The sequence below is a fragment of the Pseudomonas fakonensis genome, from assembly GCF_019139895.1.
GTDB lineage: Bacteria > Pseudomonadota > Gammaproteobacteria > Pseudomonadales > Pseudomonadaceae > Aquipseudomonas > Aquipseudomonas fakonensis.
Genome location: NZ_CP077076.1, coordinates 4,710,176 through 4,734,908, shown reverse-complemented (window position 1 = coordinate 4,734,908; position 24,733 = coordinate 4,710,176). Strand labels below are relative to the sequence as shown.

Here is a 24,733-nt window from a genome sequence, read left to right as displayed (position 1 = left end):
CAGGTCAGGGGCTCCCTTCGCCAGGCCTGCCCGTGCCATGTCGCCTGGTGAACGGCAAGAATTCCCAAAAGTTGCGTTAGTTTCGTCAATTCTGGAGTGCTTACAACAATGGCAAAGATCGTCGACATCAAAGGTCGTGAAGTTCTCGATTCCCGTGGCAACCCCACCGTGGAAGCCGACGTACTGCTCGACAACGGCATCATCGGCAGCGCCTGCGCGCCGTCGGGTGCTTCCACTGGCTCGCGCGAAGCGCTGGAGCTGCGTGATGGCGACAAGAGCCGTTACCTGGGCAAAGGCGTGCTGAAAGCCGTCGGCAACATCAACGGCCCGATCCGCGAGCTGCTGCTGGGCAAGGACCCATCGGACCAGAAAGCCCTGGACCGCGCCATGATCGAACTGGACGGTACCGAGAACAAGGCCAAGCTGGGCGCCAACGCCATCCTGGCCGTCTCCCTGGCTGCCGCCAAAGCTGCCGCGCAGGACCAGGACCTGCCGCTGTACGCGCACATCGCCAACCTCAACGGCACCCCGGGCCAGTACTCGATGCCGGTTCCGATGATGAACATCATCAACGGCGGCGAGCACGCCGACAACAACGTCGACATCCAGGAGTTCATGGTGCAGCCGGTTGGCGCCAAGACCTTCTCCGACGGCCTGCGCATGGGCACCGAGATCTTCCACCACCTCAAGGCTGTACTGAAGGCCCGTGGCCTGAACACTGCCGTGGGTGACGAAGGTGGCTTCGCGCCTAACCTGGCTTCCAACGAAGACGCCCTGGCGGCCATCGCCGAAGCCTGCGAAAAAGCCGGCTACAAGCTGGGCACCGACGTGACCCTGGCCCTGGACTGCGCCGCTTCCGAGTTCTACGAAGACGGCAAGTACAACCTGTCCGGTGAAGGCAAGTCGTTCGACGCCGAAGGCTTCGCTGACTACCTCAAAGGCCTGACCGAGCGCTTCCCGATCATCTCGATCGAAGACGGCCTGGACGAGTCCGACTGGGCTGGCTGGAAAATCCTCACCGACAAGATCGGCGAGAAAGTCCAGCTGGTGGGCGACGACCTGTTCGTTACCAACACCAAAATCCTGAAAGAAGGCATCGAGAAGGGCATCGGTAACTCGATCCTGATCAAGTTCAACCAGATCGGCTCGCTGACCGAAACCCTCGAAGCCATCCAGATGGCCAAGGCTGCCGGCTACACCGCGGTGATCTCGCACCGTTCCGGTGAAACCGAAGACTCCACCATCGCCGACCTGGCCGTGGGTACCGCTGCCGGCCAGATCAAGACCGGTTCGCTGTGCCGTTCCGACCGCGTCAGCAAGTACAACCAACTGCTGCGCATCGAAGAGCAACTGGGCGCCAAGGCCGTTTACCGCGGCCGTGCCGAGTTTCGCGGCTAAGCAAGAGATGGTAAAAAGGCAGCAGCCGGGGCAGCCTGCACGTTCGTACTGAACGTTCAGGCGTTTCCCACGGGTTTCTGTCGACGAAGCCTGGCCTCGGCCAGGCTTCGTGCTATCGGAAGCTCGCTGCGGCGGCCTTTATACCTGGATATCTTCATGCGCAGTCCCTATTGGTTGTTCCTCGTCCTGCTCCTGCTGCTCGGCGGCCTGCAATACCGCCTTTGGGTCGGTAATGGCAGCCTGGCGCAAGTGGCCGAACTCAAGCAGCAGATTGACGAACAGCACGCCGAGAACGAGCGGCTGCTGGAGCGCAATCGCGTGCTCGATGCCGAAGTGCTGGAGCTGAAGAAAGGTATGGAGACCGTGGAAGAGCGGGCTCGTCATGAACTGGGGATGGTCAAGGAAGGCGAAACCCTCTACCAGCTGCCGCAAAAATGACCCACCCGTTACCGGCCTTCTGGGCCGTGATCCCTGCTGCGGGCGTTGGTGCCCGCATGGCTGCCGACCGCCCCAAGCAATACCTGATGCTGGGCGGGCAGACCATTCTCGAGCATAGCCTCGACTGTTTTCTAGGCCACCCCGCGCTCATGGGTGTGGTGGTCAGCATTGCCGATGAAGACCCGTACTGGCCCGGCCTGCATTGCGCCCAGGACTCGCGCATCCAGCGTGCCCCGGGTGGCCGCGAGCGTGCCGATTCTGTGCTCAATGCGCTGCTGTTGCTGCACGCCCAGGGCGCTGCCGACGACGATTGGGTGCTGGTGCACGATGCCGCCCGGCCAAACCTGGCGCGCAGCGACCTGGACCGTTTGCTCTCGGAACTGGCCGATGACCCGGTGGGCGGCCTGCTGGCTGTGCCAGCCCGCGACACCCTCAAGCGCGCTGGCGCCGATGGCCGGGTGAGCGCCACCATCGACCGCAGCACCGTTTGGCAGGCCTATACGCCGCAGATGTTTCGCCTGGGCATGCTGCACCGCGCCTTGGCCGAGTGCCTGGTGTCGGATGTGGCGGTCACCGACGAGTCCTCGGCCATCGAATGGGCCGGGCACGCGCCGCGGCTGGTGGAAGGGCGCAGCGACAACATCAAGGTGACCCGGCCGGAAGACCTGGAGTGGCTGCGCCAGCGGTGGGCAGGTAAGCGCTGAGCCTGTTGGGACCGCTTTGCGATCCTTTCGCGGCACAAGGCCGCTCCAGGGGCTCGCGATCTCCTGTAGGAGCGGCCTTGTGCCGCGAAAGGGCCGCAAAGCGGACCCGGCTTTCGATCAGGTCCCCCGATATTCCGGCAACCCCGCCAGCTCTGCCTTCATGTAATCCACCAACCGCCGCACCTTCGGCGACAAATGCCGCTGCTGCGGATACAGCGCCCACACCGCCGTATTTGGCGGCTGGTGCGCCTCCAGCAGCGACACCAGCGCGCCACTGTGCAGGTGCTCCAGCACGTAGTAATCCGGCAACTGGCACAAGCCCATCCCTTGCAGCGCTGCATCCAGCACCGCCTGGCCGCTGTTGCAGCGCCAGTTGCCCTGCACCCGCTGGCTGATCTCGCGGCCATCCTGCTGCAAGGCCCACAAGTCCGAGCTGCCTACCAGGCAGTTGTGCCGGGCCAGCTCCGACAGGCTGTGGGGCCGCCCGTAGCGCTCAAGATAAGCAGGCGAGGCGCACAGGTACATGCGCCGCGGCGCCAGGCGCGTGGCCACCAGTCGCGAGTCCTGCAGGCGGCCCAGGCGGATCGCCAGGTCCATGCCTTCGTGCAGCAGGTCGAGGGTGCGGTTGCTCAGCTCCACCTCCACCCGCAGCTGCGGGTATTGCCCCATGAAGCGCGTCACCAGCGGCACGATGAAACGCTCGCCATAGGCCACCGCGCAGGTCATGCGCAGCAGGCCCTTGGGCTCGCTGGCCAGATCGCCCATGGCCCGCAGGGCCTCTTCGCGGCCATCCTGCAGGCGTTGGCAGTGCTGCAAAAAGGTCTGCCCGGCTTCGCTCAGGGTTACCCGCCGGGTGCTGCGGTACAAAAGGCGGGTTTGCAGGCGCTCTTCCAGGCGGGCGATCTGCCGGCTGATATGTGACGAGGAAACCCCAAGGCGCTCGGCCGCCGCCGTGAACTGGCCCGACTCGGCCACAGCGACGAACTCGTCGATGCCTTCCCAGCGGTTGCTCATGGATTATCCCTATACAGCAATAATGTTTTTTAACTGGCCGGATTATTCATCAAAAGAGCATGAATTACACTGCTGGACTGAAATCGACACCCTGTCTGGAGACACTTGATGATCAAGTCCCGCGCTGCCGTAGCCTTCGAAGCCAAGAAACCCCTGGAAATCGTCGAAGTCGACGTGGCCATGCCCAAAGCCGGCGAAGTGCTGCTGCGCGTCGTCGCCTCCGGCGTTTGCCACACCGACGCCTACACCCTGTCGGGCGCCGACCCGGAAGGCATCTTCCCGTCGATCCTCGGCCACGAAGGCGGTGCCATTGTCGAAGCGGTCGGCGAAGGCGTCACCTCGGTGGCGGTGGGTGACCACGTGATCCCGCTGTACACCCCAGAGTGCGGCAAGTGCAAATTCTGCCTGTCGGGCAAGACCAACCTGTGCCAGGCCATCCGCGCCACCCAGGGCAAGGGCCTGATGCCGGACGGCACCACCCGCTTCAGCTACAAAGGCCAGCAGCTGTTCCACTACATGGGCACCTCGACCTTCTCCGAGTACACCGTGCTGCCGGAAATCTCCGTGGCCAAGATCCAGAAAGAAGCCCCGCTGGAGAAGGTCTGCCTGCTCGGTTGCGGCGTCACCACCGGTATTGGTGCGGTGATCAACACCGCCAAGGTCAAGCCTGGTGACACCGTGGCCATCTTCGGCCTGGGCGGCATCGGCCTGTCGGCCATCATCGGCGCGGTCAAGGCCAAGGCCTCGCGCATCATCGCCATCGACATCAACCCGGCCAAGTTCGAGATCGCCCGCCAACTGGGCGCCACCGACTGCATCAACCCGAAAGAATACGACCGCCCGATCCAGGAAGTGATCGTCGACCTCACCGACGGCGGCGTGGACTTCTCCTTCGAGTGCATCGGCAACGTGCAACTGATGCGCGCGGCACTGGAGTGCTGCCACAAGGGCTGGGGCGAGTCGGTGATCATCGGCGTGGCCGGTGCCGGCCAGGAAATCGCCACCCGTCCGTTCCAGCTGGTGACCGGTCGCGTCTGGCGCGGTTCGGCGTTCGGTGGTGTACGTGGCCGCAGCGAGCTGCCGAGCTACGTCGAGATGGCCGAGAAGGGCGAGATCCCGCTGGACACCTTCATCACCCACACCATGGGCCTGGAAGACATCAACAAGGCCTTCGACCTGATGCACGAAGGCAAGAGCATTCGTAGCGTCATCCACTTCTGAGGCCCGCTGCCATGACGCTGGAAAACATCTCCTGCCAGAAGAGCTTCGGCGGTTGGCACAAGCGCTACCGGCACCACTCCAAGGTGCTCGGCTGCGATATGGTGTTCGCCGTGTACCTGCCGCCCCAGGCCGAGCAGGGCGAGAAACTGCCGGTGCTGTACTGGCTGTCGGGGCTGACCTGCACCGACGAGAACTTCATGCAGAAGGCCGGCGCCCAGCGCCTGGCCGCCGAGCTTGGGCTGATCATTGTTGCCCCCGACACCAGCCCGCGCGGCGAGCAGGTGCCGGGCGACCCGGACGGCGCGTGGGACTTTGGCCTGGGCGCCGGGTTCTACCTCAACGCCACCCAGCAGCCCTGGGCCCAGCACTACCGCATGCATGACTACGTGGTGCAGGAGCTGCCGGCACTGATCGAGGCGCATTTCCCGGCCAGTGATCAGCGCAGCATCAGCGGCCACTCCATGGGTGGGCATGGCGCGCTGGTGTGTGCCTTGCGCAACCCGGGGCGATATCGCTCGGTGTCGGCGTTCTCGCCGATCAGCAACCCCATGGACTGCCCGTGGGGCGAGAAGGCCTTCAGCCGCTACCTGGGCGAAGACCGTGCGCGCTGGCGCGAGTGGGATGCCAGCGTGTTGCTGGCAGAATCCAGTGAATGCCCGCCGCTGCTGGTGGACCAGGGGGACCGTGACGACTTCCTGGAAAATCAGCTCAAGCCGCAGGCGCTGGAACAGGCCGCGCGCAAGGGCGGGCATGCGCTGACCCTACGCCTGCAGCCAGGCTATGACCACAGCTACTACTTCATCGCCAGCTTCATCGATGAGCACCTGCGCCACCATGCAGTGGCACTTGGCCGGGTTTGACTTGAGCCCGGGCGTGGGAGCGGGCTTGCCCCGCGATGGGGCCTCCTCGGCCCCCCCAATCCCCCGCAAAGCAGGTAGAATCACGCCCTGACTCAATCAGGGCGTTTTTCTATGCGTATTGGCCACGGCTACGATGTGCACCGTTTTGCCGACGGTGATTTCATTACCCTGGGCGGGGTGCGTATCCCCCACAAATACGGCCTGCTGGCCCATTCCGACGGCGACGTGCTGCTGCACGCCGTCAGCGATGCCCTGCTCGGCGCCGCGGCGCTGGGAGACATCGGCAAGCACTTCCCCGACACCGACCCGCAGTTCAAGGGCGCCGACAGCCGCGTGCTGCTGCGCCATGTGCTGGGTGTGGTGCACGGCAAGGGCTGGAAGGTCGGCAACGTCGATGCCACCATCGTTGCCCAGGCGCCGAAGATGGCCCCGCACATCGAAACCATGCGCCAGCGCATCGCCGAAGACCTGCAGGTCGAACTCGACCAGGTCAACGTCAAGGCCACCACCGAAGAAAAGCTCGGCTTCACCGGCCGTGAGGAAGGGATCGCCGTGCACGCCGTCGCCCTGTTGCTGCCCGTATGACCGAACTGGAACTGCTGGGGCCACGGGCCTCGGGTGAGGCCCTGGGCAGCGCCGTATTGAAGGCGGTGGCCGAGGACTTCCAGGTCGATGAAGTGCTTGATATCCCGTTGTCGGGGCAGGGCGAGCACCTGTGGCTGTGGGTCGAAAAACGCGACCTCAATACCGAAGAAGCCGCCCGCCGCCTGGCCCGCGCCGCCGGCGTGCCAGTGCGCGCCATCAGCTATGCGGGCCTCAAGGACCGCCAGGCCCTGACCCGCCAGTGGTTCAGCCTGCACCTGCCGGGCAAGGCCGACCCTGACCTGACCCGCGCCGAGGATGAGACCTTGCGCGTGCTCAAGCAGGTGCGCCATTCACGCAAGCTGCAGCGCGGTGCCCATTCGGCCAACGGCTTCACCTTGCGTCTGACCAGTCTGACCGCCGAGCACCTGGCACTCGATGCGCGCCTGGAGCAACTCAAGGCCCAGGGTGTGCCCAACTATTTCGGTGCACAGCGCTTCGGCCATGCTGGTGGTAACGTGCATGACGCTCAGGACTGGGCGGCACGCCAGGCCTTGCCCGAACAGCGCAACGTGCGTTCGCGCTTGCTGTCGGCCGGGCGCAGCTACCTGTTCAACCAGGTGCTGGCCGCGCGGGTGGCCGATGGCAGCTGGCAACACGCCCAGGTGGGGGACCTGCTGGCCTTCACCGACAGCCGCAGCTTCTTCGCCGCAGGCGAGGCCGAATGCAGCGACCCGCGTCTGGCGATTCTCGACCTGCATCCCACCGGCCCGTTGTGGGGCGAGGGCGAGGCGCCGGGCAGCGGCAGCCCCCAGGCCTTGGAAAACACTGTCGGCGCGCGCCACCCGCAGCTGTGCCAGTGGCTGGCGCGGGCGGGCATGGCGCACGAACGGCGCATTCTGCGGCTCCCTATTGGGCGGCTTACATGGCATTATCCCGAGCCTGATATCCTGCAACTGGAATTCGTCCTTCCGGCCGGATGCTTCGCCACCGTGGTGGTGCGCGAACTCGTCGATCTGGTGCCGGCAGGGCAGACGGACAGCCCATGCGTATTCTGATTTCGAATGACGACGGTGTTACCGCACCCGGCCTCGCCGCGCTGCATGCTGCGCTGGCGGATTATGCCGAGTGCGCGGTAATTGCCCCGGATCAAGACAAGAGCGGTGCCGGCAGCTCGCTGACCCTCGACCGGCCGCTGCATCCGCAGACGCTCGCCAACGGCTTCATCAGCCTCAACGGCACCCCCACCGACTGCGTGCATCTGGGGGTCAACGGCCTGTTGCCGCACACCCCCGACATGGTGGTGTCGGGTATCAACCTGGGCGCCAACCTGGGTGACGACGTGCTGTATTCCGGCACTGTGGCCGCTGCGCTCGAAGGGCGCTTCCTCGGCGGTACGTCGCTGGCGTTCTCGCTGGTGTCGCGCCAGCCCGACAACCTGCCGGCCGCCTCCCATATCGCCCGCCGCCTGGTCGAGGCGCAGGCGCGCCTGGAGCTGCCGCCGCGCACGGTGCTGAACATCAACATCCCCAACCTGCCGCTGGAGCACATCCGCGGCATCCAGCTGACCCGCCTGGGCCACCGTGCACGCGCCGCCGCGCCGCACAAGGTGGTCAACCCGCGGGGCAAGGAAGGTTACTGGATCGCCGTGGCCGGTGACGCCGAGGACGGCGGCCCGGGCACCGACTTCCATGCTGTGATGCAAGGCTACGTGTCGATCACGCCGTTGCAGCTGGACCGCACCTTCAACGACGCTTTCGAGCGTTTCGAGGGCTGGCTGGAGGGCGTGCTCTGATGCGCGAGCAGGACGATCTGATGCGCCACGGAATTGGCATGACCTCCCAGCGCACCCGCGAGCGGCTGATCCAGCGGCTGTACGAGGAGGGCGTGTCCAACGCCAAGGTGCTCGAGGCAATCCGCCGCACCCCGCGCCACCTGTTCGTCGACGAGGCCCTGGCCCATCGCGCCTACGAAGACACCGCGCTGCCGATCGGCCACAACCAGACCATCTCGCAGCCGTTCATGGTTGCGCACATGAGCGAGCTGTTGCTCGAGGCCGGCCCGCTGGACAAGGTGCTGGAAATCGGCACCGGCTCTGGCTACCAGACCGCGATCCTCGCCCAGCTGGTGGAGCGGGTGTTCTCGGTGGAGCGCATCAAGGTGCTGCAGGACCGCGCCAAGGAGCGTTTGCTCGAACTCAACCTGCGCAACGTGGTGTTCCGCTGGGGCGACGGCTGCGAAGGCTGGCCGGCGCTGGCGCCGTACAACGCCATCATCGTCACCGCAGTGGCAACTGAGGTACCCCAGGCCCTGCTCGACCAGTTGGCGCCTGGCGGGCGCATGGTCATCCCGGTGGGCCCTGCTGGGGAGGCGCAGCAACTGATGCTGATCGTGCGTGAAGAACACGGCTTCTCGCGCCGGGTGCTCGGTGCGGTGCGCTTCGTGCCATTGCTGGGCGGCCCGCTGGCCTGAGGCAAGCGCCGGAATATTTGCGCGGGCGACGAATTCCTGGGTGCCGGGCCTGTCTATTCGGCGAGGCCTGCGCCATTGCGGCACATCCCGGGCCCTGCTCGGCAGGCGCCTCGGTTATAATTGCAACAATATTGCATTTCAAATCGTCTTTTTCGGCACCATGAGGGGAGCGCGGGTGGGTCACACAGTCGTTCGGCAGCGCAAGGATCGTTCGGTTTTGAAGCTTCTGGTGATTGCGCTTGCCATGGGAACCCTGTTGGCCGGCTGCTCGAGCACAGGCTCCAGCGGCGCGCGGGTGGTCGACCGCAATAATGCGGCGCCCAAGCGCCCGACCGTCACCTCCGGGCAGTACGTGGTCAAGCCGGGCGACACCCTGTTCTCCATCGCCTTCCGTTATGGCTGGGACTACAAGGAGCTGGCGGCGCGCAACAATATCCCGGCGCCATACACCATCCGCCCAGGCCAGGCCATCCGTTTCAGCAGTGCCGCCGGTGGCAGCACGACGGTGGTTTCGAGCCCTTCTTCATCCAGCAAGACGACGGTCATTCGTCGGCCAGTGGCCACTGCTGCGCCATCATCCGGCAGTGGCAAAACTGCCACAGTGGCGCCTTCGACGTCCTCGCAAACGGTTGCCCAGGTCCCGGCTGCAGAGCGCGCCGTAGGCGGCTGGACGTGGCCGGCAAACGGCGTGTTGATTGGAAAATTTGCTTCAAACGGTAGTTTGAATAAAGGCATTGATATCGCCGGTGATTTGGGACAGCCTGTTTTTGCCGCGTCTGATGGAGCAGTGGTTTACGCCGGGAGTGGCTTGCGGGGCTACGGCGAGCTGATCATCATCAAACACAGCGATACCTACGTCAGTGCCTACGGTCACAACCGCAGGCTTTTGGTTCGGGAGGGGCAGCAGGTCAAGGCAGGGCAGACAATCGCAGAGATGGGGTCTACGGGCACTGATCGGGTGAAGCTGCATTTCGAGATTCGCCGCCAGGGCAAACCCGTCGATCCGCTCCAGTTCTTGCCGCGCCGCTGACCATTGTTCCGGCCTGTTCCTTGGATGTAGAGGGGACAGGCTCCAGCGCTACCACGGAGAGGTGACGCTCGAGTCTGAGTTCGAACTCAGCAAAGGACTATAACAATGGCTCTCAGTAAAGAAGTGCCGGAGTTTGACATCGACGATGACCTGCTCTTGATGGAGACCGGCATCGTCTTGGAAACGGATGTGGTGTCAGACGAACCTGCTGTACCGTCGGTTCGGACCAAGTCGAAACAGGGCGCCTCGCTCAAGCAGCACAAATATATCGATTACAGCCGGGCGCTCGATGCCACCCAGCTGTATCTCAACGAAATCGGCTTCTCGCCCCTGCTTTCGCCAGAGGAAGAAGTGCATTTCGCACGTCTCTCGCAAAAAGGCGACCCGGCCGGTCGCAAGCGCATGATCGAAAGCAACCTGCGCCTGGTGGTGAAGATCGCCCGCCGTTACGTCAATCGTGGCCTGTCGCTGCTCGACTTGATCGAGGAAGGCAACCTGGGCCTGATTCGTGCGGTGGAGAAGTTCGACCCCGAGCGTGGCTTCCGCTTTTCGACCTACGCCACCTGGTGGATTCGCCAGACCATCGAGCGGGCGATCATGAACCAGACCCGCACCATCCGCCTGCCGATCCACGTGGTCAAGGAGCTCAACGTCTACCTGCGTGCCGCGCGGGAGCTGACGCAAAAGCTCGACCACGAGCCATCGCCCGAAGAAATCGCCAGCCTGCTGGAAAAACCAGTGGCCGAGGTCAAGCGCATGCTCGGCCTGAACGAGCGGGTATCGTCGGTGGATGTCTCGCTCGGCCCGGACTCGGACAAGACCCTGCTCGACACCCTGACTGACGACCGCCCCACCGACCCCTGTGAGCTGCTGCAGGACGACGACCTGTCGCAGAGTATTGACCAGTGGTTGGGCGAGCTGACCGACAAGCAGCGTGAGGTGGTGGTACGCCGCTTCGGCCTGCGCGGGCACGAAAGCAGCACCCTGGAAGACGTTGGCCTGGAAATCGGCCTGACCCGTGAACGGGTGCGGCAAATCCAGGTAGAGGGCCTCAAGCGCCTGCGCGAGATCCTCGAGAAGAACGGCCTGTCCAGCGAGTCGCTGTTCCAGTAAGCGCACGCCAGGCCGCGCAAGACGCCCCGATGACCTCGGGGCGTTTTTGTTTGTGTCTACGGGGGTGTTTACTTATCTACCGTCGTTGCATGGCGTGTAAGCATTTACTTACTCGTGGTGTAGGAGAACCGTGATAGGAGCGGTAAATAAAAGTCGTTTCCAACGCTTTTAAATTTTTAACCAATTGAAAATAAAGGATTTTTACGATTTTTCTGAATGTGTCTGCGGAAACTTCCTGAAAAATTCACCCCTTGCCCACCGCCCGGAAATCGCTAGTATTCGAACTGTGTCAACGGACAGACACAGGCCATCACGGATGACGGCCAAGGACATCGCAAGAAGCGATTCATCAGGACGATGAGTGGGATATACAGGGACTACGGAAAAAATGTGGGCGGGTCAAACCGCCCCTTTTTTTTGCCTGGCAAAAATGAAAAAGGCCCGTTGCGGGCCTTTTTCGTGCCTGGAACTCAGCGCTCCAGGTCGGCGATCTTGCCAGTCTTGCCGTCCCACTCTTCGGCGTCCGCCAGGGCGTCTTTCTTCTCGGTGATGTTCGGCCAGATTTCTGCCAGCTCGGCGTTCAGCTCGATGAAGTTCTCCATGCCGGCCGGGATCTCGTCTTCCGAGAAGATGGCCTGGGCCGGGCACTCAGGCTCGCACAGCGCACAGTCGATGCACTCGTCCGGGTGAATCACCAGGAAGTTCGGGCCTTCGTAGAAGCAGTCCACCGGGCAGACTTCCACGCAGTCGGTGTACTTGCATTTGATGCAGTTGTCGGTGACGACGAAGGTCATTTCTAATTCTCTCCTCAGGCGACGGCAGCTTGCCCTTGCGTCCAGGGCAGCGCGGCTCACGATGGTGTGGCTGCAGGCCAGGCTAATAACCTGCAGCACTCGCAAACCGCGCCGGATTCTACCAGCTTGCGCGGGTGGTCGTTATAACAGGTTCTTTAGTTGATATAGCATTTCGATAGCTTGGCGCGGCGTCATGTCGTCCAGCTGCAGCTTGCCCAGCTTCTCGATGGCCGGGTGTGGCAGGCTGGCGAACAGGTCGCTCTGGTGCGGCACGCTTGGCTCGCCCTTGCTCTTGCTGGCAAGTGGCGCGTCATGGGGCAGGCTGGCGGTCTCCAGCCGGCCCAGGTGTTCGCGGGCACGCTGAATCACCGGCCCCGGCACGCCGGCCAGCTGGGCCACGGCCAGGCCGTAGCTCTGGCTGGCCGGGCCCGGCAGCACGTGGTGCAGGAACACGATGCGTTCGTTGTGCTCGGTGGCGTTCAGGTGCACGTTGGCCACCAGCGGTTCGCTGTCCGGCAGCACGGTCAGCTCGAAGTAGTGGGTGGCGAACAGGGTGTAGGCGCGCAGTTGGGCCAGGCGCTCGGCGGCGGCCCAGGCCAGCGACAGGCCGTCGAAGGTACTGGTGCCGCGGCCCACTTCGTCCATCAGCACCAGGCTGCGGTCGGTGGCGTTGTGCAGAATGTTCGCGGTTTCGCTCATCTCGACCATGAAGGTCGAGCGCCCGCCGGCCAGGTCGTCGCTGGAGCCGATGCGGGTGAAGATGCGGTCGACCAGCGACAGCTCGCAGCTGGCCGCCGGCACGAAGCTGCCGATATGCGCCAGCAGCACGATCAGTGCGGTCTGGCGCATGTAGGTGGACTTACCGCCCATGTTCGGGCCGGTGATGATCAGCATGCGCGTGCTGTCGTCCAGGCCCAGGTCGTTGGCCACGAACGGCGTGGTCAGCACCTGCTCGACCACCGGGTGGCGGCCCTGTTCGATGCGCAGGCACGGCTCGTCGACAAAGCTCGGGCAGTTCAGGTCCAGGTTAAGCGCACGTTCTGCCAGGTTGCTCAGCACGTCCAGCTCGGCCAGGGCCGCGGCGCTGTCCTGCAGCGGCGCCAGGTGGCCGATGAGGGTCTCCAGCAGCGCGTCGTAGAGCATTTTCTCGCGGGCCAGGGCGCGGCTTTTGGCCGACAGCGCCTTGTCCTCGAAGGCCTTGAGCTCCGGGGTGATGAAGCGCTCGGCGCCCTTGAGGGTCTGGCGGCGGATATAGTCGCCCGGGGCCTGCTCGGCCTGCTTGGTCGGCAGCTCGATGTAGTAGCCGTGCACGCGGTTGTAGCCGACCTTGAGGTTGGCAAGGCCGGTGCGTGCCTTCTCGCGGGCTTCGAGGTCGATGAGGAACTGGCCGGCGTTCTCGCTCATGGCCAGCAGCTCGTCCAGCTCGCTGTCGTAGCCGGTCTTGAGCACACCGCCGTCGCGGATTACCGCCGGCGGGTTGTCGATGATCGCGCGCTCCAGCAGGCCGGCCAGCTCCGGGTAGGTGCCGGTGATGGCGGCCAGGCGCGCCAGGTGCGGCGCTTCCAGCTCGGCCATGGCGTTCTGCAGCTCGGGCAGCGCGCCCAGGGCGTCACGCAGGCGCGCCAGGTCGCGCGGGCGGGCGTTGCGCAGGCCGATACGCGCCAGAATACGCTCGATGTCGCCGATTTCCTTGAGCTGCGGCTGCAGCCTTTCAAAACGGTAGCCGTCGAGCAGGCAGCGGATGGAGCCCTGGCGCGCAGTGAGCACCTTGAGGTCGCGCAGCGGGCGGTTCAGCCAACGGGTCAGCAGGCGGCTGGCCATGGCGGTCTGGCAGCGGTCGACCACCGATTGCAGGGTGTTGTCGCGCCCGCCGGCCAGGTTGATGTCCAGCTCCAGGTTGCGGCGGCTGGCGGCGTCGAGGATGACCGTGTCATCCATGCGCTCATGGCGCAGGCTGCGCAGGTGCGGCAGCGAGGTGCGCTGGGTTTCTTTAGCGTAGCCCAGCAGGCAGCCGGCGGCGCCGATGGCCAGGGTCAGCTTGTCGCAGCCAAAGCCTTTGAGGTCTTGCGTGGCGAACTGCTGGCACAGGCTCTTGCGCGCCGAATCGCGGTCGAAGTCCCAGGGCGCGCGGCGGCGTGCGCCGGGGCGCTTCTCGGCCGGCAGGCCTTGTGGCCAGTCATCCGGGATCAGCAGCTCCACCGGGTTGATGCGCTCCAGCTCCGCCAGCAGGTTTTCCCAGCCCTTGATCTCCTGCACGGTGAAGTTGCCGCTGGTGATATCCAGCACGGCCAGGCCGAACAGGCGCTCGTCACCCAGCAGGGCGGCGATCAGGTTGTCGCGGCGCTCGTCCAGCAGCGCCTCGTCGCTGATGGTGCCCGGGGTGATGATGCGCACCACCTGGCGCTCCACCGGCCCCTTGCTGGTGGCCGGGTCGCCGATCTGCTCGCAGATGACCACCGACTCGCCGAGCTTGACCAGCTTGGCCAGGTAGCCCTCGAGCGAATGGAACGGGATCCCGCACATGGGGATGGACTGCCCCGCCGACTGCCCGCGGGCGGTCAGGGTGATATCCAGCAGTTTCGCGGCCTTCTTCGCATCTTCGTAGAAGATCTCGTAGAAGTCGCCCATGCGGTAGAACATCAGCTGGTCCGGGTGCTGGTTTTTCAGCTTCCAGTACTGCTGCATCATCGGGGTGTGTGCGGAGAGATCAGACATTCGGGGCCTTGAAGCTGTGTGCGTCTAATTGCTAAACACGCAATGCTACAGGGTTTTCCAAGGCACCGCACGGGCCGCCGTTGGCACATCCGGTTACAGGGGCAGGCCCCAAAAACCTGTAGGTAGATGAGCGATCTTTATCAGGTGCAGGGCTGCTTGTTCGACGGGCCCGTTGGATTATCGCCATCACCGATAAAGGCGGGCCCGGACACTGATTGTGCTGAAGCCCTGCAGCGGGCAGAGCTTCAGCGCCGCGAGGTGGCGAGCCGGAAGGGCAGCAGAACATCCGCGCCGGCGCGCCAGTAAACGTTACGGCTTGGCCGCCAGGCTACCTGTTGGCTCGGGGGATGTCTTCTTCATACGCTTTGCAATGGGTTTTTCTACCAGGTTGAAACTGGCTGCGGACACAAGGGCAATCAGAATTAACGATGTAAGCAGGGTGATCGCAGGGGGTAGGCCTGTGTGGTTCTGCACTTCCAGCATGAGGCAAAGAATCGGGATATGGCACAGGTACGTGGAGTACGACCAATTCCCCAATGCGTTCAGCCATTTCATGTTTTTAGTCAGTCGCTCCAGCGACAGGGCGGCTATCACGATAAGTGCGCAGGGAATACCTGAAGCGAATGGGCTGTGCGTGACAGGGCCGGACCTGATCATGATGAACAGTGCTATTGCCAGCAGGCCGATGCTTGCCCAAGGCTTCATTGAATTGAAGGCGCCTCGCTGGTGCAGCATCCCGATGGCGACGCCAAAGAGAAATTCATAGACGATTTTGTTCTTGTAAAATTCGAATGCGCCCCCCAGCTCTGGAAGAAGTTTGCGCAATGCGAGAATTCCAACGAAAAGTGCCGCGATACGAAACTTTCCGGGGAGGAACAACGAGAAGAAAAATACCGCGTAGAACGCCATTTCATAATTCAGCGTCCAACCGACGGTCACCAGTGGAAAGTAGCCAATCCCGGAAGGGTTGGCTGCCGGGATAAAGAAAAGACTCTTGATGAAGAACAGCGGTTCAAATAGCGTCATCGGGATGACGCCTGGAAGGTATGCCAGCACGACTGCTGTGAGCGTGGTGAAAATCCAGTATGCCGGTGCAATGCGTGCGATTCGGTGAATGGCGAATTCAAACGGCGTGACTTTTTGTCGAGAAGCAGAGAGAAAAATGACGAATCCGCTGATCACGAAGAACAGATCGACCCCGATTGCACCGTACCGATGAAGTGCAACAGAGAGGGGGTCGGTAGTTGTGAAGTTGTAAGTAACTTGAAGATAGTGATGGAATACCACTACCCATGCTGCGAGCGCTCGCAGTATTTGAATTGAGTTCAGCATTCTTTCGTACTGCTCGAGGAAACCCTGAATACTAGGGTTTTCCGCACGGAAATTCCATCCTTTACGCCAGGGAGGACAGCTGGTGCCCTGGCGTATGCTCTAGGGATTGACACCAGCACTGCACAAGGCGATTGCCGGCATGCAGCATGGAGAGCGAAGACACCCACTTTGCCACCCTTCACCGGGGAGACGGGCGGTGAATCCGCGCGTTGCGCTGAAGATTGCATTTGTGCGGACATGGCTGCATTATGCACGCTATGCAAAAACGCAACGTAGCCTCCGTACTCAAAGCGCTGCTCGACCGCCACGGCCTGTCCCCGACAGAGCTGCACCGGCGCACGGGCGTTCCGCAATCCACGCTGTCGCGTATTCTCAGCGAGAAAATCGTCGACCCGTCCGACAAGCACGTGTCGCGCATCGCCGAGTATTTCGGCATCAGCACCGACCAGTTGCGTGGTCGCGCCGAGCTTGGCGAGTCGCGCGAAGCCGCAGCCTCCACGCCAGCCCATTCGGCGCTGAACGACATCAGCCTGTGGGATGATGAAACCCCCGTCGAGGACGACGAGGTGTCCGTACCCTTTCTTCGTGAGGTCGAGTTGGCAGCAGGATCAGGAAGATTCGTCATCGAAGAGAGCGAGCATGCCCGCTTGCGCTTTGGCAAGCGCAGCCTGCGCCACAACGGTGTGCAGTTCGACAACGCCAAGTGCGTGACCGTGCGTGGCAACAGCATGCTGCCGGTGCTGCGCGACGGCGCCACGGTGGGGGTGAACACCGGCAAGTGCACGGTAGGCGACATCATCGACGGCGACCTCTATGCCATCAACCACAATGGCCAGCTGCGGGTGAAGCAGGTGTATCGCCTGCCCACCGGCATTCGCCTGCGCAGCTTCAACCGCGACGAGCACCCCGACGAGGACTACAGCTTCCAGCAGATGCAGGATGAGCAGATCAGCCTGCTCGGCCATGTGTTCTGGTGGGGCATGTACGCCCGCTGACCCCTCTTGCGCAAAACGAACCCGCCTTGGCGGGTTTTTTTTCGTCCTCAGAAAAGCCCTACAAGCCGCGTCATGCATGGACTGCATGCATTTAAGCAAATTCAAGCGCATAAAAACTTGAACAAATGCATTGACTGCATATGCACCAATGCATAACCTGTGTCTCAAGCCGGTCAGCAACCGGTTGTTACACAGGCAGCGATGAACAGGCCTCGACTGTTCAGAGGGTTGGCAACTGGCCCGGGTGTGCAGCGTAAAGCACCAGAAGCAGTTATCCGGCGGGCAGGCGGCCGCGGTCGGAGTCACCAATTTGAAGCGCAACCGCGCGGCGTCACCAGTCGTGGCCGGCGGTTGGACAACGCATTACTGCAGGGCCTGGCGAACCGGGCCCTTTGGAATGCCACGTTCATTCATATGCACACAACCCACACGCACCGCCGGCATGTCGCCGGCGGGCATCACACAGGAGACAGGACAGTGACGAACGAGCAACAGACGTTGCTGGAAATGCCGCTCTGGCTGGTGATCGTCCTGGCATTGCTGGGCGGTCTGTCTGGCGAGATGTGGCGCGCCGACAAGGCCGGTGCCCGAGGCTGGGCGCTGATCCGGCGGCTGGCGCTGCGCTCTGGGGCCTGCATGGTCTGCGGGGTGTCGACGGTCATGCTGCTGTATGCCAGCGGCATGTCGATCTGGAGCGCCGCGGCCTTTGGCTGCCTCACCGCCATGGCCGGCGCCGACGTCGCCATCAACCTTTACGAACGCTGGGCGGCACGCCGCCTGGGCCTGCGCGAGCCGGCCGGCAGTACTGAGCAATGGAAGGAGGATGCATGAGCCAGCTGGCCACGTTACAGGCAACCCTCACTGCGACCATTCGTGAGGCAATGCCGGATTTGGCGTCAGTCGACGCTGATTCAGCTGTAGGAAACAGCCCGGCTTTACCCGCCCTGCGCCACGGCATCGTCAGTATGGTCGCCGACGCCGCGCCCCGGGATGGCCGCTCGGTACTGGCGGTCACCTTCGAGGCCGATATCACCCCCGACAGCGCCAGCAACGATGCACGGCTACAAGGCAGCGAGCTGGCGGCGCAACTGATGGACCTGTTGCGCCAGCAGCTGTGGGGCCTGGAGTTCGTCGAGGCAACCCGCAACGTGCAGGCGCAGTACCAGGGCGCGCAATGGAAGGTGCGCTGGGAGCAGCCGGTGTTGCTGGGCGAACCGCGCTGGGAATGGCCGGACCAACCGCCGGGCAGCCTGATGCTGGGCTTCGACCCGGATACCGGTACCGGCAACGAAAACCGCTACATCAGCCCGGAGGACCTGGCATGAGCTACGCCAGTGCCATGCACGACCGCATGCTGGCCGCCCTGGTGATCCCGTGCCGGGTGGTGGCGGTGGATTTGGCCGCCGCCCGGGTACGGGTGTCCGACGGCGGCGGCTGGACCAGCGCCTGGGTGCGCTGGCATGCGTTGGCCGCCGGCAAGGCCCGGCACTGGCGGGCGCCGAGCCTGGACGAGCAGGGCGTGCTGGTCAGCCCCAGCGGCGAGCCGGCCCAGGGCACCTTCGTGCCGGGGCTGTACGGCAATGCCGGCAACCCGCCGGACAACCGCGACCATGTAGAAGCCTGGCATTTCGACGACGGCGGCTCGCTGAGCTACGACTGGCAGGCCGGGCGCTATGCCATCCAGTTGCCCGCCGGCAACGCCACCATCAACGTGGCCGGCAGTGTGCTGGAGGTAAACGACGGCGCAATCACCCTGAAGGCGCCGTCGGTCACGGTCGAGGCCTCGACCATCACCCTGGCCGGCCAGGTAGCGGTCAACGGCCCGCTCACCGTCAGCGGCGACATCAACGGCGGCGGGCGGATCATCGATACCGCCGGCAACACCGCCAACCACAAGCACTAGGCAGGAGCCCGCGATGCTCAAGGATTTTCGTTGTGGCACCTGCTCGCGACTGCTTGCCCGCATGGGCGTGCTGACCGAGCTGCAAATCAAGTGCCCGCGTTGCGGCACCTTGAACCATGCCAGGGCCCAGAGCCCCGAGCGATCGCCTGAGAGCGACCTGAGCGCGGCCCCGGCCGCGTCCCATCCCTCGCTGCAATAGAGGCGAGGGCTGGCAAACGGCCGCAACGCGGCCCGGGCCAACCCTCGCCTCACAGGAGAACGCTATGCATACCCACGAACGGGGTGCGCCCGCGTCGGGAGGTGCCCCTTGATCGGCATGGACCGCCGTACCGGGCAACCCTTGAGCGGCATTGCCCACCTGCGCCAATCCATCGAAGACATCCTCACCACCCCGCTCGGCAGCCGGCGCATGCGCCCCGACTATGGCAGCCAGTTGCGCCGCTACATCGACCTGCCGGTCAACGAAGGCTGGAAGAGCGCCGTGCAGGCCGAAGTGGCCCGCGCCCTAGGGCGGTGGGAGCCACGCCTGGCGCTGGAGCGGGTGAAGGTGGTGGCGGTGCTCGACGGCCAGGTCAGCCTGGCCCTCAACGGCCGTTACCTGGGTGACGACTTGCTGGTGGAGGTGAGCGTATGAGCCAGGTCGACTTGTCGAAACTGCCCGCGCCGCAACTGCTCGAAGACCTCGACTTCGAGGAGCTCTACCAACAGGACCTGGACACCTTCCGCACGCAACTGGGCGACAGCTGGAACGCCAACCTTGAAAGCGACCCAGTGACCAAGCTGTTGGAGGTGGGCGCCTACCGCAAGCTGCTCAACCGGGCCCGCATCAACGATGCGGCCAAGGCGCTGCTGCTGGCCTACGCCCAAGGCAGCGACCTCGAGCAACTGGCCGCCAACGTCGGCCTGCAGCGCCTGGTGATCCAGGCCGAGGATTTAACCGCCACGCCGCCGGTGCAGGCGTTGCTGGAGCAGGACGACGCCCTGCGCGAACGGGTGCAACTGGTCTATGAAGGCCTGACCACCGCCGGCCCGCGCAACAGCTACATCCTGCATGCCCGCAACGCTTCAGGCCAGGTGGCCGACGCCACCGCCGAAAGCCCGTCGCCGGCGGTGGTGGACGTCACCGTGCTGAGCCTGGACGGCGATGGCAGCGCCAGCGCCGAGCTGGTGGCCGAGGTGGCGGCGTATCTGAACGACGACGACATCCGCCCGGTGGCTGACCGCGTGCAGGTGCGCAGCGCCGAGATTCTGCCGTACCGCATCGACGCGGTGCTGCACATGGCCGGTGACGGCCCGGAGTACGAGGCCATTCTGGCCGAGTGCCGCCGGCGCCTGCAGGCCTCGGTCAACCCGCGCCGGCGCCTGGGCGTTGAAGTGGCCCGCTCGGGCATCGATGCGCTGCTGCACATCGACGGCGTCAGCCGGGTCGAGCTGATCGGCTGGGCCGACCTGCAGCCGAGCAAGGCCCAGGCCGCCTGGTGCACAGGATTCGACCTGAGCCGGGGAGGCTGACATGCAGAGCCTTCTGCCGCTCAACCACACCCCGCTGGAGCGGGCTCTGGAAGTGGCCGCCGACGAGGACCTCAAGGCTGGCCTGCGCACCCTCTACAACCCCGACAGTTGCCCGGCGCACCTGCTGTACCAACTGGCCTGGGCCTGGTCGGTGGACCGCTGGGACGACAACTGGAGCGAGGCGATCAAGCGCTCGGTGATCCGCTCGGCGTTCTACGTGCATGCCCACAAGGGCACCCTCGGCGCCCTGCGCCGGGTGGTCGAGCCGTTCGGCTACCTGATCGAGGTGCGCGAATGGTGGCAGCTCGACCCGCTCGGGGTGCCCGGCACCTTCGCCCTGAAAGTGGGGGTGGACAGCGCCGGCATCGACGAAAACACCTACCAGGAACTGAACCGCCTGATCGAGGACGCGCGCCCGGTCAGTCGCCACCTGATCGGCCTGGACATCAGTCTGGAAAGCCTGATCCCGGCCTACCAGGCGCTGTTCGTCAGCGATGGCGACCTGCTCGAGGTGCTGCCCTGGGAAGCGGCAGACATCGACGTGCACCTGGCCGCCAGCCACCTGGTCAACGACCACACTCTGGACATACTGGACATCTACCTCAATGGCTAACGCAACCACCCAATTCGGTGGGTTCCTGACCAACGTCGGCATCGCCCAGCAGGCCAATACTGCTGCGCTGGGGCTGCCCTGGAACATCACCCACATGCTGATCGGCGATGCCGGCGGCGAACCTTCGCAAACCCCCGACCCCACCCCCAAACCCACCCAGAGCGCGTTGGTGCGCCAGGTGTACCGGGCGCAGTTGAATGCGCTGTACCCGTCGCCTGCCGACCCCAACGTGCTGGTGGCCGAACTGGTGCTGCCGCCCGAGACCGGCGGCTGGTGGATCCGCGAGCTGGCGCTGGAGGACGCCAGCGGCAACTTCATCGCCGTGGCCAAGCCGGCGCCGAGCTACAAGCCGCTGCTGGCGCAGGGCTCCGGGCGTACCCAGACCATCCGCATGCACGTGGTGTTCGGCAACCTGGCCAATGTCACCCTGAAGATCGACCCGAGCATCGTGCTGGCCACCCGCGACTATGCCGACAAGGCGCGCGAAGCGGCCGAGCTGTATGCCCGCAACCAGATCAAGGCCCACGTCGAAGCCGCCGACCCGCATCCGCAGTACCTGCGCCGCGCCGATGTGGCCAAGGACGCCGGCCAACTGGCCTGGCTGGGCGCTGCCACCGGCACCGGCGATGCCCTGGTGCTCAAGCTCAAGAGCGGCGAAGCGGCGCTTGCGGCCTACGCTGCCGGCCAGCGCTTCCAGTTCCAGGCGAGCGCCGCCAACACCGGCGCCGTGACCGCGCGCATCAACAGCCTGGCCGCTGTGGCCGTGAAAAAGGCCGGCAGCGCCGGCCTGGTCGACCTGGTGGCCGGTGATATCCGCGCTGGCGCGCTGTACGACCTGAACTACGACGGCACCTACTTCCAACTGGGTGGCGGCGTCGGCGCCGGCAAGGCGTTCGAGCGCTTCTCGTTCGAGGCTTCGGTGGGGCAGACCACCTTCAACGTGCCGCATACCATCGGCAGCACCATCGTGCTGCGCAACGGGCGTGAGGTGACCGACTACCAGGCTGACGGGCAGAAGATCATCTTCCGTACGGCTTGTGCGTTTGGTGATTCGGTGGAGATTCTGGCGTTCAGCGCGTTTCAGTCGGCTGACAGCTACACCAAGGCTGAAGTGCAGGAACTGATGAAAACCGCCTCGGCGTTGCCGGTTGGGACCATGTTGCCGTTCCCGCGTGGCACGGTGCCGGCTGGGTTCCTTGAGGTCGATGGCACCGAGCAGAGCGCGGCGGTCTATCCCGACCTGGCGGCGTATCTGGGGGGGGCATTCAACACCGGCAGCGAAGCGGCTGGGTTCTTCCGGCTGCCGGATTCCCGGGGCGAGTTCCTGCGTGGGTGGGATCATGGGCGCGGTGTTGATGCAGGGCGTGCGCTTGGAAGCAACCAACTGGATGCGCTGCAAAATATCCAAGGCGAGCTGATCGCAAACACGAGCGTGGCCTACCAGTTCCTCGGTGAAGGCGTCACTGCAAGCGGGGCTTTCGCTGTCTCTGATCGAACCGCCAACGGCTTTGCAGATGGCCCGTCGAGCAGCGTTCAGTGCGGTGGAGCAACTTTCGACGCCTCCCGATCTGCGAGAACCGCCACCGAAACCCGGCCTCGCAACATCGCGGTGATGTGGTGCATCAAGGCCTGGAACGCCCCAGTGAACCAGGGCCAGATCGACGTAGCTGCCCTTGTCGAAGAGCTGGCAGCCCTGCGCTCATCTACACCTGTCGGTGCCATCTTGCCGTTCCCGAAAGCCGCAGTGCCTGCGGGCTACCTGGAACTGGACGGCAGTGTGCAGAGTGTTGCGACCTACCCTGACTTGGCCGCCTATCTTGGCACCACGTACAACAAAGGGGATGAGCCTGCGGGCACCTTCCGCTTGCCTGACTATCGCGGCGAATTCCTGCGCGGCTGGGACCACGGGCGCGGTGTTGATGTTGGTCGAGCACTTGGTAGCTTACAGTCGGATGAGTTCCGGTCGCACAGCCATGAGGCGCCAAACTCGGATGCTGCGGGAGCTGTAAAAGGAAGTTGGCTGTATGGCGAGTACGGTACAGCCAACATGAATTACAGCAATGTCACTGCAGTTGCCGGTGGGGTTGAGACTCGTCCTCGAAACCTGTCGGTGATGTGGTGCATCAAGGCATGGAGCGCGCCGGTGAATCAGGGCGTAGCTGACGTAGCGGCGTTGAAGCCATTGGCAATGCAAGCCACCGAAACTGCACTTGGCGTCATGCGCGTTGCCAGTAAAGCGAGCGTCCTTCAAGGCGAGGACGACCAGTCCGCTGTCACGCCACTAAAGTTGAAGCAATTCAGGGCCGCTCAGGCTTATGAGCTCGAGTTCCCTATCTCGCCAGGCACGGCAAACGCCATCGCCTATCCCGAAGGTGTCACATTCAATACCTTCGATATTCGCTGGAAGTGCATATCAACCACAGGCGCTGCCGGTTATCTGGTCGGGGACGAAGTGGATCGGAAGTTCTGGCTTTACAACTCGGAGCAGATGGCCAACAACGAAGGCCCTTATCTGCACAGCTTCAGTTCGAGTGGCTGTGTATTGATGCAGGCGAGTACCGCCAGGTCGTTCTTGCCGAACAAGACCACCGGCGCTGTTACCTCGATCACGCTATCCAGTTTCAAGCTTGTCGTGAGGATGACGCCATGATGTTGCGCTATTACGTTAAACCGTCCGGTCAATACATGGGCGCTGCCAGTGTTCCGCCTGGAGAAGACCCGGAAAACGTCTTCAACCCGCTTCGCGACGCCGGTTATATCGAAGTTCCTGAACCGGGCCAAAGTGCTGCCTGGTTCTGGGACTTTTCGACCCAGACCTGGTTCTTGCCTGATGCCGCGTTGATGGACATCGAGCGTACGTGGCGGGACGTCGAGTTGTCCGAGTGGGTCTGGCTGCGAGATCGCCACCGGGACCAGCGTGAAATAGGCACAGAAACCAGCCTGGACAGCGCCCAATTCACTGAGCTGTTGACGTACCTGCAACAGCTGCGTGATTGGCCGCAATCCGAAGCTTTTCCTAAGGCGTCAGAGCGCCCCCAGGCGCCGCAGTTCCTGGAACAGTTCGGAGGTGATCAATGAGCCGCGCCGACAACCTGGCCGTCACCGACAAAGCTGTACAGGACTTTGTCCTGCAAGGCGAAATCAGCGAGGCCGAAGTCACTGCTGGCGCCGCCGAGGGCCGTAAGTGGTTCAGCCTGCGCCGCCTGCAGTGGGGCATACAGGGCAGCTTCGGCGCCAATGGCTACATCCGCCTGCCCTGGTGGCTGTTTGGCCTGATCTTGCAGTGGGGCTATGTGAACAAACCCAGTGCAGGGGCACTTGCGGTGGCCTGGCCCCTGGCTTTTCCCACGGGTTTTGGTCGTTGCATCGCGGTATTTGGCGGCTCGAACAATCCATCTGCGCCACTCTCAGTCGGTACGCCTACGTTGACTGGCGCCACGTTCTACTCGGCCTACGGTGGTGCGGGCGTTGATGTCTCTTACTGGGTAGTGGGGTGGTAGCGCCATGACACGTTTTTACAGCCAATCCACGGGGACGACCTACCTGTCGGGTGTCCATCGGAACATGCCTGCAGATGCAGTCGAAATTACCGAGGCCTTGTATCAGGAAGTTATCACCCACCGGCCCCTCGACAAAACGCTGGCCCATGACGAGCGAGGTGTGCCGTATCTGGTGGCGATTCCACAGGATGCGACAGTGCTTGAGCGCATGTGGCGCGACAGTGAGTTGCTGGCCTGCACCTGGTTACGCGATCGCCATCGCGATCAGATCGATATCGGAGGTGGAACGACGCTAAGCACCGAGCAGTTCGCTGAGTTGCTGATCTTCATGCAGCAACTGCGCGACTGGCCACAAGCCGAGGCGTTCCCTAACCCGCAATACCGGCCTGTTTCTCCAGTATGGGTCGCAGAGCAGACCCAATAGCCTCCCGCAATCACGGGGGGCTTGCCCATCCGATATCACAGCGCCCCGCACCGCCGGGGCTTTTTTTCACCCGCAAAACACCCCTCAAGGCCCCGCACCCTCGCGGGGCCTTT

General features: G+C 63.7%; 27 protein-coding genes. 23 read left to right on the top strand and 4 right to left on the bottom strand.

Annotated elements, in window-relative coordinates; genetic code table 11:
• Positions 1 to 108: 108 nt before the first annotated feature.
• The 3 genes from eno to ispD all read left to right on the top strand — a co-directional run bounded on the left by eno (position 109) and on the right by ispD (position 2,540).
• Entirely contained in the window at positions 109 to 1,398 is a 1,290-nt protein-coding gene (eno, locus tag KSS94_RS20860) for a phosphopyruvate hydratase (RefSeq protein WP_217839952.1), read from the top strand.
• A 156-nt stretch (positions 1,399 to 1,554) separates the two neighbouring features.
• Positions 1,555 to 1,836, top strand: coding sequence for a cell division protein FtsB (gene ftsB, locus KSS94_RS20855; RefSeq protein WP_217839951.1), 282 nt, complete (start codon positions 1,555 to 1,557; stop codon positions 1,834 to 1,836).
• On the top strand, positions 1,833 to 2,540 hold the full coding sequence (ispD, locus tag KSS94_RS20850; RefSeq protein ID WP_217839950.1) for a 2-C-methyl-D-erythritol 4-phosphate cytidylyltransferase: 708 nt from the start codon (positions 1,833 to 1,835) through the stop codon (positions 2,538 to 2,540). Before ftsB ends, ispD begins: the two co-directional genes overlap by 4 nt.
• Before the next feature lie 117 nt (positions 2,541 to 2,657).
• On the opposite strand, the gene KSS94_RS20845 is transcribed toward ispD, so the two are convergent.
• Positions 2,658 to 3,554, bottom strand: a complete 897-nt coding sequence (locus KSS94_RS20845) for a LysR substrate-binding domain-containing protein (protein ID WP_217839949.1) — start codon at positions 3,552 to 3,554, stop codon at positions 2,658 to 2,660.
• Between the two features lie 108 nt (positions 3,555 to 3,662).
• On the opposite strand from KSS94_RS20845, the gene KSS94_RS20840 reads away from it, so the two are divergent.
• The 8 genes from KSS94_RS20840 (at position 3,663) to rpoS (ending at position 10,832) form a co-directional block, all read left to right on the top strand.
• On the top strand, positions 3,663 to 4,775 hold the full coding sequence (locus tag KSS94_RS20840; RefSeq protein ID WP_217839948.1) for an S-(hydroxymethyl)glutathione dehydrogenase/class III alcohol dehydrogenase: 1,113 nt from the start codon (positions 3,663 to 3,665) through the stop codon (positions 4,773 to 4,775).
• An 11-nt stretch (positions 4,776 to 4,786) separates the two neighbouring features.
• Complete coding sequence (fghA, locus tag KSS94_RS20835; protein WP_217839947.1) at positions 4,787 to 5,635, top strand: S-formylglutathione hydrolase; 849 nt, start codon at positions 4,787 to 4,789, stop codon at positions 5,633 to 5,635.
• Between the two features lie 111 nt (positions 5,636 to 5,746).
• A complete protein-coding gene (gene ispF, locus KSS94_RS20830) occupies positions 5,747 to 6,220 on the top strand; it encodes a 2-C-methyl-D-erythritol 2,4-cyclodiphosphate synthase (protein WP_217839946.1) in 474 nt (157 codons plus the stop codon).
• Positions 6,217 to 7,275 (top strand): tRNA pseudouridine(13) synthase TruD, encoded by a 1,059-nt coding sequence (truD, locus tag KSS94_RS20825; protein ID WP_217839945.1) that lies wholly within the window; start codon positions 6,217 to 6,219, stop codon positions 7,273 to 7,275. The genes ispF and truD overlap by 4 nt, the downstream gene beginning before the upstream one ends.
• Positions 7,263 to 8,012, top strand: coding sequence for a 5'/3'-nucleotidase SurE (gene surE, locus KSS94_RS20820; protein WP_217839944.1), 750 nt, complete (start codon positions 7,263 to 7,265; stop codon positions 8,010 to 8,012). Before truD ends, surE begins: the two co-directional genes overlap by 13 nt.
• A 38-nt stretch (positions 8,013 to 8,050) precedes the next feature.
• Positions 8,051 to 8,689, top strand: coding sequence for a protein-L-isoaspartate(D-aspartate) O-methyltransferase (locus KSS94_RS20815; protein ID WP_217843639.1), 639 nt, complete (start codon positions 8,051 to 8,053; stop codon positions 8,687 to 8,689).
• Positions 8,690 to 8,864: 175 nt separating this feature from the next.
• A complete protein-coding gene (locus KSS94_RS20810) occupies positions 8,865 to 9,719 on the top strand; it encodes a peptidoglycan DD-metalloendopeptidase family protein (RefSeq protein ID WP_217839943.1) in 855 nt (284 codons plus the stop codon).
• 105 nt (positions 9,720 to 9,824) lie between these two features.
• Positions 9,825 to 10,832 carry an RNA polymerase sigma factor RpoS gene (rpoS, locus tag KSS94_RS20805; RefSeq protein WP_011535249.1) on the top strand — a complete coding sequence of 336 codons (1,008 nt, stop codon included), beginning with the start codon at positions 9,825 to 9,827 and terminating at the stop codon, positions 10,830 to 10,832.
• A gap of 470 nt (positions 10,833 to 11,302) precedes the next feature.
• On the opposite strand, the gene fdxA is transcribed toward rpoS, so the two are convergent.
• The 3 genes from fdxA to KSS94_RS20790 all read right to left on the bottom strand — a co-directional run bounded on the left by fdxA (position 11,303) and on the right by KSS94_RS20790 (position 15,673).
• Positions 11,303 to 11,626, bottom strand: a complete 324-nt coding sequence (gene fdxA, locus KSS94_RS20800) for a ferredoxin FdxA (RefSeq protein ID WP_217839942.1) — start codon at positions 11,624 to 11,626, stop codon at positions 11,303 to 11,305.
• 141 nt (positions 11,627 to 11,767) lie between these two features.
• Positions 11,768 to 14,341 carry a DNA mismatch repair protein MutS gene (gene mutS, locus KSS94_RS20795; RefSeq protein ID WP_217839941.1) on the bottom strand — a complete coding sequence of 858 codons (2,574 nt, stop codon included), beginning with the start codon at positions 14,339 to 14,341 and terminating at the stop codon, positions 11,768 to 11,770.
• 309 nt (positions 14,342 to 14,650) lie between these two features.
• The gene (locus KSS94_RS20790) at positions 14,651 to 15,673 is read right to left on the bottom strand and encodes an acyltransferase family protein (protein WP_217839940.1); all 1,023 of its coding nucleotides are present in this window, start codon (positions 15,671 to 15,673) and stop codon (positions 14,651 to 14,653) included.
• Between the two features lie 257 nt (positions 15,674 to 15,930).
• Here KSS94_RS20790 and KSS94_RS20785 point away from each other — a divergent pair, with 257 nt between their 5' ends.
• The 12 genes from KSS94_RS20785 to KSS94_RS20730 all read left to right on the top strand — a co-directional run bounded on the left by KSS94_RS20785 (position 15,931) and on the right by KSS94_RS20730 (position 24,620).
• Positions 15,931 to 16,668, top strand: coding sequence for a LexA family transcriptional regulator (locus KSS94_RS20785; protein ID WP_217839939.1), 738 nt, complete (start codon positions 15,931 to 15,933; stop codon positions 16,666 to 16,668).
• A gap of 477 nt (positions 16,669 to 17,145) precedes the next feature.
• Entirely contained in the window at positions 17,146 to 17,499 is a 354-nt protein-coding gene (locus KSS94_RS20780) for a phage holin family protein (protein WP_217839938.1), read from the top strand.
• Entirely contained in the window at positions 17,496 to 17,993 is a 498-nt protein-coding gene (locus KSS94_RS20775; protein ID WP_217839937.1) for a hypothetical protein, read from the top strand. The genes KSS94_RS20780 and KSS94_RS20775 overlap by 4 nt, the downstream gene beginning before the upstream one ends.
• Entirely contained in the window at positions 17,990 to 18,571 is a 582-nt protein-coding gene (locus KSS94_RS20770) for a phage baseplate assembly protein V (RefSeq protein WP_217839936.1), read from the top strand. The genes KSS94_RS20775 and KSS94_RS20770 overlap by 4 nt, the downstream gene beginning before the upstream one ends.
• Positions 18,572 to 18,584: 13 nt before the next feature.
• Positions 18,585 to 18,770: a Com family DNA-binding transcriptional regulator gene (locus KSS94_RS20765; RefSeq protein ID WP_217839935.1), complete on the top strand. Its 186-nt coding sequence runs from the start codon at positions 18,585 to 18,587 to the stop codon at positions 18,768 to 18,770.
• Positions 18,771 to 18,878: 108 nt separating this feature from the next.
• Positions 18,879 to 19,205: a GPW/gp25 family protein gene (locus KSS94_RS20760; RefSeq protein ID WP_217839934.1), complete on the top strand. Its 327-nt coding sequence runs from the start codon at positions 18,879 to 18,881 to the stop codon at positions 19,203 to 19,205.
• Positions 19,202 to 20,083: a baseplate assembly protein gene (locus KSS94_RS20755; protein ID WP_217839933.1), complete on the top strand. Its 882-nt coding sequence runs from the start codon at positions 19,202 to 19,204 to the stop codon at positions 20,081 to 20,083. Before KSS94_RS20760 ends, KSS94_RS20755 begins: the two co-directional genes overlap by 4 nt.
• A 1-nt stretch (position 20,084) precedes the next feature.
• Positions 20,085 to 20,696 (top strand): phage tail protein I, encoded by a 612-nt coding sequence (locus KSS94_RS20750; protein ID WP_217839932.1) that lies wholly within the window; start codon positions 20,085 to 20,087, stop codon positions 20,694 to 20,696.
• Entirely contained in the window at positions 20,578 to 23,346 is a 2,769-nt protein-coding gene (locus tag KSS94_RS20745) for a phage tail-collar fiber domain-containing protein (RefSeq protein ID WP_367617173.1), read from the top strand. Before KSS94_RS20750 ends, KSS94_RS20745 begins: the two co-directional genes overlap by 119 nt.
• Positions 23,343 to 23,774, top strand: coding sequence for a phage tail assembly chaperone (locus KSS94_RS27290; protein WP_225935808.1), 432 nt, complete (start codon positions 23,343 to 23,345; stop codon positions 23,772 to 23,774). The genes KSS94_RS20745 and KSS94_RS27290 overlap by 4 nt, the downstream gene beginning before the upstream one ends.
• The gene (locus KSS94_RS20735; protein ID WP_217839931.1) at positions 23,771 to 24,196 is read left to right on the top strand and encodes a gp53-like domain-containing protein; all 426 of its coding nucleotides are present in this window, start codon (positions 23,771 to 23,773) and stop codon (positions 24,194 to 24,196) included. The genes KSS94_RS27290 and KSS94_RS20735 overlap by 4 nt, the downstream gene beginning before the upstream one ends.
• A 4-nt stretch (positions 24,197 to 24,200) precedes the next feature.
• Positions 24,201 to 24,620 carry a tail fiber assembly protein gene (locus KSS94_RS20730; protein WP_225935807.1) on the top strand — a complete coding sequence of 140 codons (420 nt, stop codon included), beginning with the start codon at positions 24,201 to 24,203 and terminating at the stop codon, positions 24,618 to 24,620.
• Positions 24,621 to 24,733 lie beyond the last annotated feature (113 nt).

Bases quoted from the DNA above. Each gene is read 5' to 3' on its own strand.
- eno (WP_217839952.1), top strand. From the start codon at position 109: ATGGCAAAGATCGTCGACATCAAAGGTCGTGAAGTTCTCGATTCCCGT.
- ftsB (WP_217839951.1), top strand. From the start codon at position 1,555: ATGCGCAGTCCCTATTGGTTGTTCCTCGTCCTGCTCCTGCTGCTCGGC.
- ispD (WP_217839950.1), top strand. From the start codon at position 1,833: ATGACCCACCCGTTACCGGCCTTCTGGGCCGTGATCCCTGCTGCGGGC.
- KSS94_RS20845 (WP_217839949.1), bottom strand. From the start codon at position 3,554: ATGAGCAACCGCTGGGAAGGCATCGACGAGTTCGTCGCTGTGGCCGAG.
- KSS94_RS20840 (WP_217839948.1), top strand. From the start codon at position 3,663: ATGATCAAGTCCCGCGCTGCCGTAGCCTTCGAAGCCAAGAAACCCCTG.
- fghA (WP_217839947.1), top strand. From the start codon at position 4,787: ATGACGCTGGAAAACATCTCCTGCCAGAAGAGCTTCGGCGGTTGGCAC.
- ispF (WP_217839946.1), top strand. From the start codon at position 5,747: ATGCGTATTGGCCACGGCTACGATGTGCACCGTTTTGCCGACGGTGAT.
- truD (WP_217839945.1), top strand. From the start codon at position 6,217: ATGACCGAACTGGAACTGCTGGGGCCACGGGCCTCGGGTGAGGCCCTG.
- surE (WP_217839944.1), top strand. From the start codon at position 7,263: ATGCGTATTCTGATTTCGAATGACGACGGTGTTACCGCACCCGGCCTC.
- KSS94_RS20815 (WP_217843639.1), top strand. From the start codon at position 8,051: ATGACCTCCCAGCGCACCCGCGAGCGGCTGATCCAGCGGCTGTACGAG.
- rpoS (WP_011535249.1), top strand. From the start codon at position 9,825: ATGGCTCTCAGTAAAGAAGTGCCGGAGTTTGACATCGACGATGACCTG.
- fdxA (WP_217839942.1), bottom strand. From the start codon at position 11,626: ATGACCTTCGTCGTCACCGACAACTGCATCAAATGCAAGTACACCGAC.
- mutS (WP_217839941.1), bottom strand. From the start codon at position 14,341: ATGTCTGATCTCTCCGCACACACCCCGATGATGCAGCAGTACTGGAAG.
- KSS94_RS20790 (WP_217839940.1), bottom strand. From the start codon at position 15,673: ATGCTGAACTCAATTCAAATACTGCGAGCGCTCGCAGCATGGGTAGTG.
- KSS94_RS20785 (WP_217839939.1), top strand. From the start codon at position 15,931: ATGCAAAAACGCAACGTAGCCTCCGTACTCAAAGCGCTGCTCGACCGC.
- KSS94_RS20775 (WP_217839937.1), top strand. From the start codon at position 17,496: ATGAGCCAGCTGGCCACGTTACAGGCAACCCTCACTGCGACCATTCGT.
- KSS94_RS20770 (WP_217839936.1), top strand. From the start codon at position 17,990: ATGAGCTACGCCAGTGCCATGCACGACCGCATGCTGGCCGCCCTGGTG.
- KSS94_RS20765 (WP_217839935.1), top strand. From the start codon at position 18,585: ATGCTCAAGGATTTTCGTTGTGGCACCTGCTCGCGACTGCTTGCCCGC.
- KSS94_RS20755 (WP_217839933.1), top strand. From the start codon at position 19,202: ATGAGCCAGGTCGACTTGTCGAAACTGCCCGCGCCGCAACTGCTCGAA.
- KSS94_RS20750 (WP_217839932.1), top strand. From the start codon at position 20,085: ATGCAGAGCCTTCTGCCGCTCAACCACACCCCGCTGGAGCGGGCTCTG.
- KSS94_RS20745 (WP_367617173.1), top strand. From the start codon at position 20,578: ATGGCGACCTGCTCGAGGTGCTGCCCTGGGAAGCGGCAGACATCGACG.
- KSS94_RS27290 (WP_225935808.1), top strand. From the start codon at position 23,343: ATGATGTTGCGCTATTACGTTAAACCGTCCGGTCAATACATGGGCGCT.
- KSS94_RS20735 (WP_217839931.1), top strand. From the start codon at position 23,771: ATGAGCCGCGCCGACAACCTGGCCGTCACCGACAAAGCTGTACAGGAC.
- KSS94_RS20730 (WP_225935807.1), top strand. From the start codon at position 24,201: ATGACACGTTTTTACAGCCAATCCACGGGGACGACCTACCTGTCGGGT.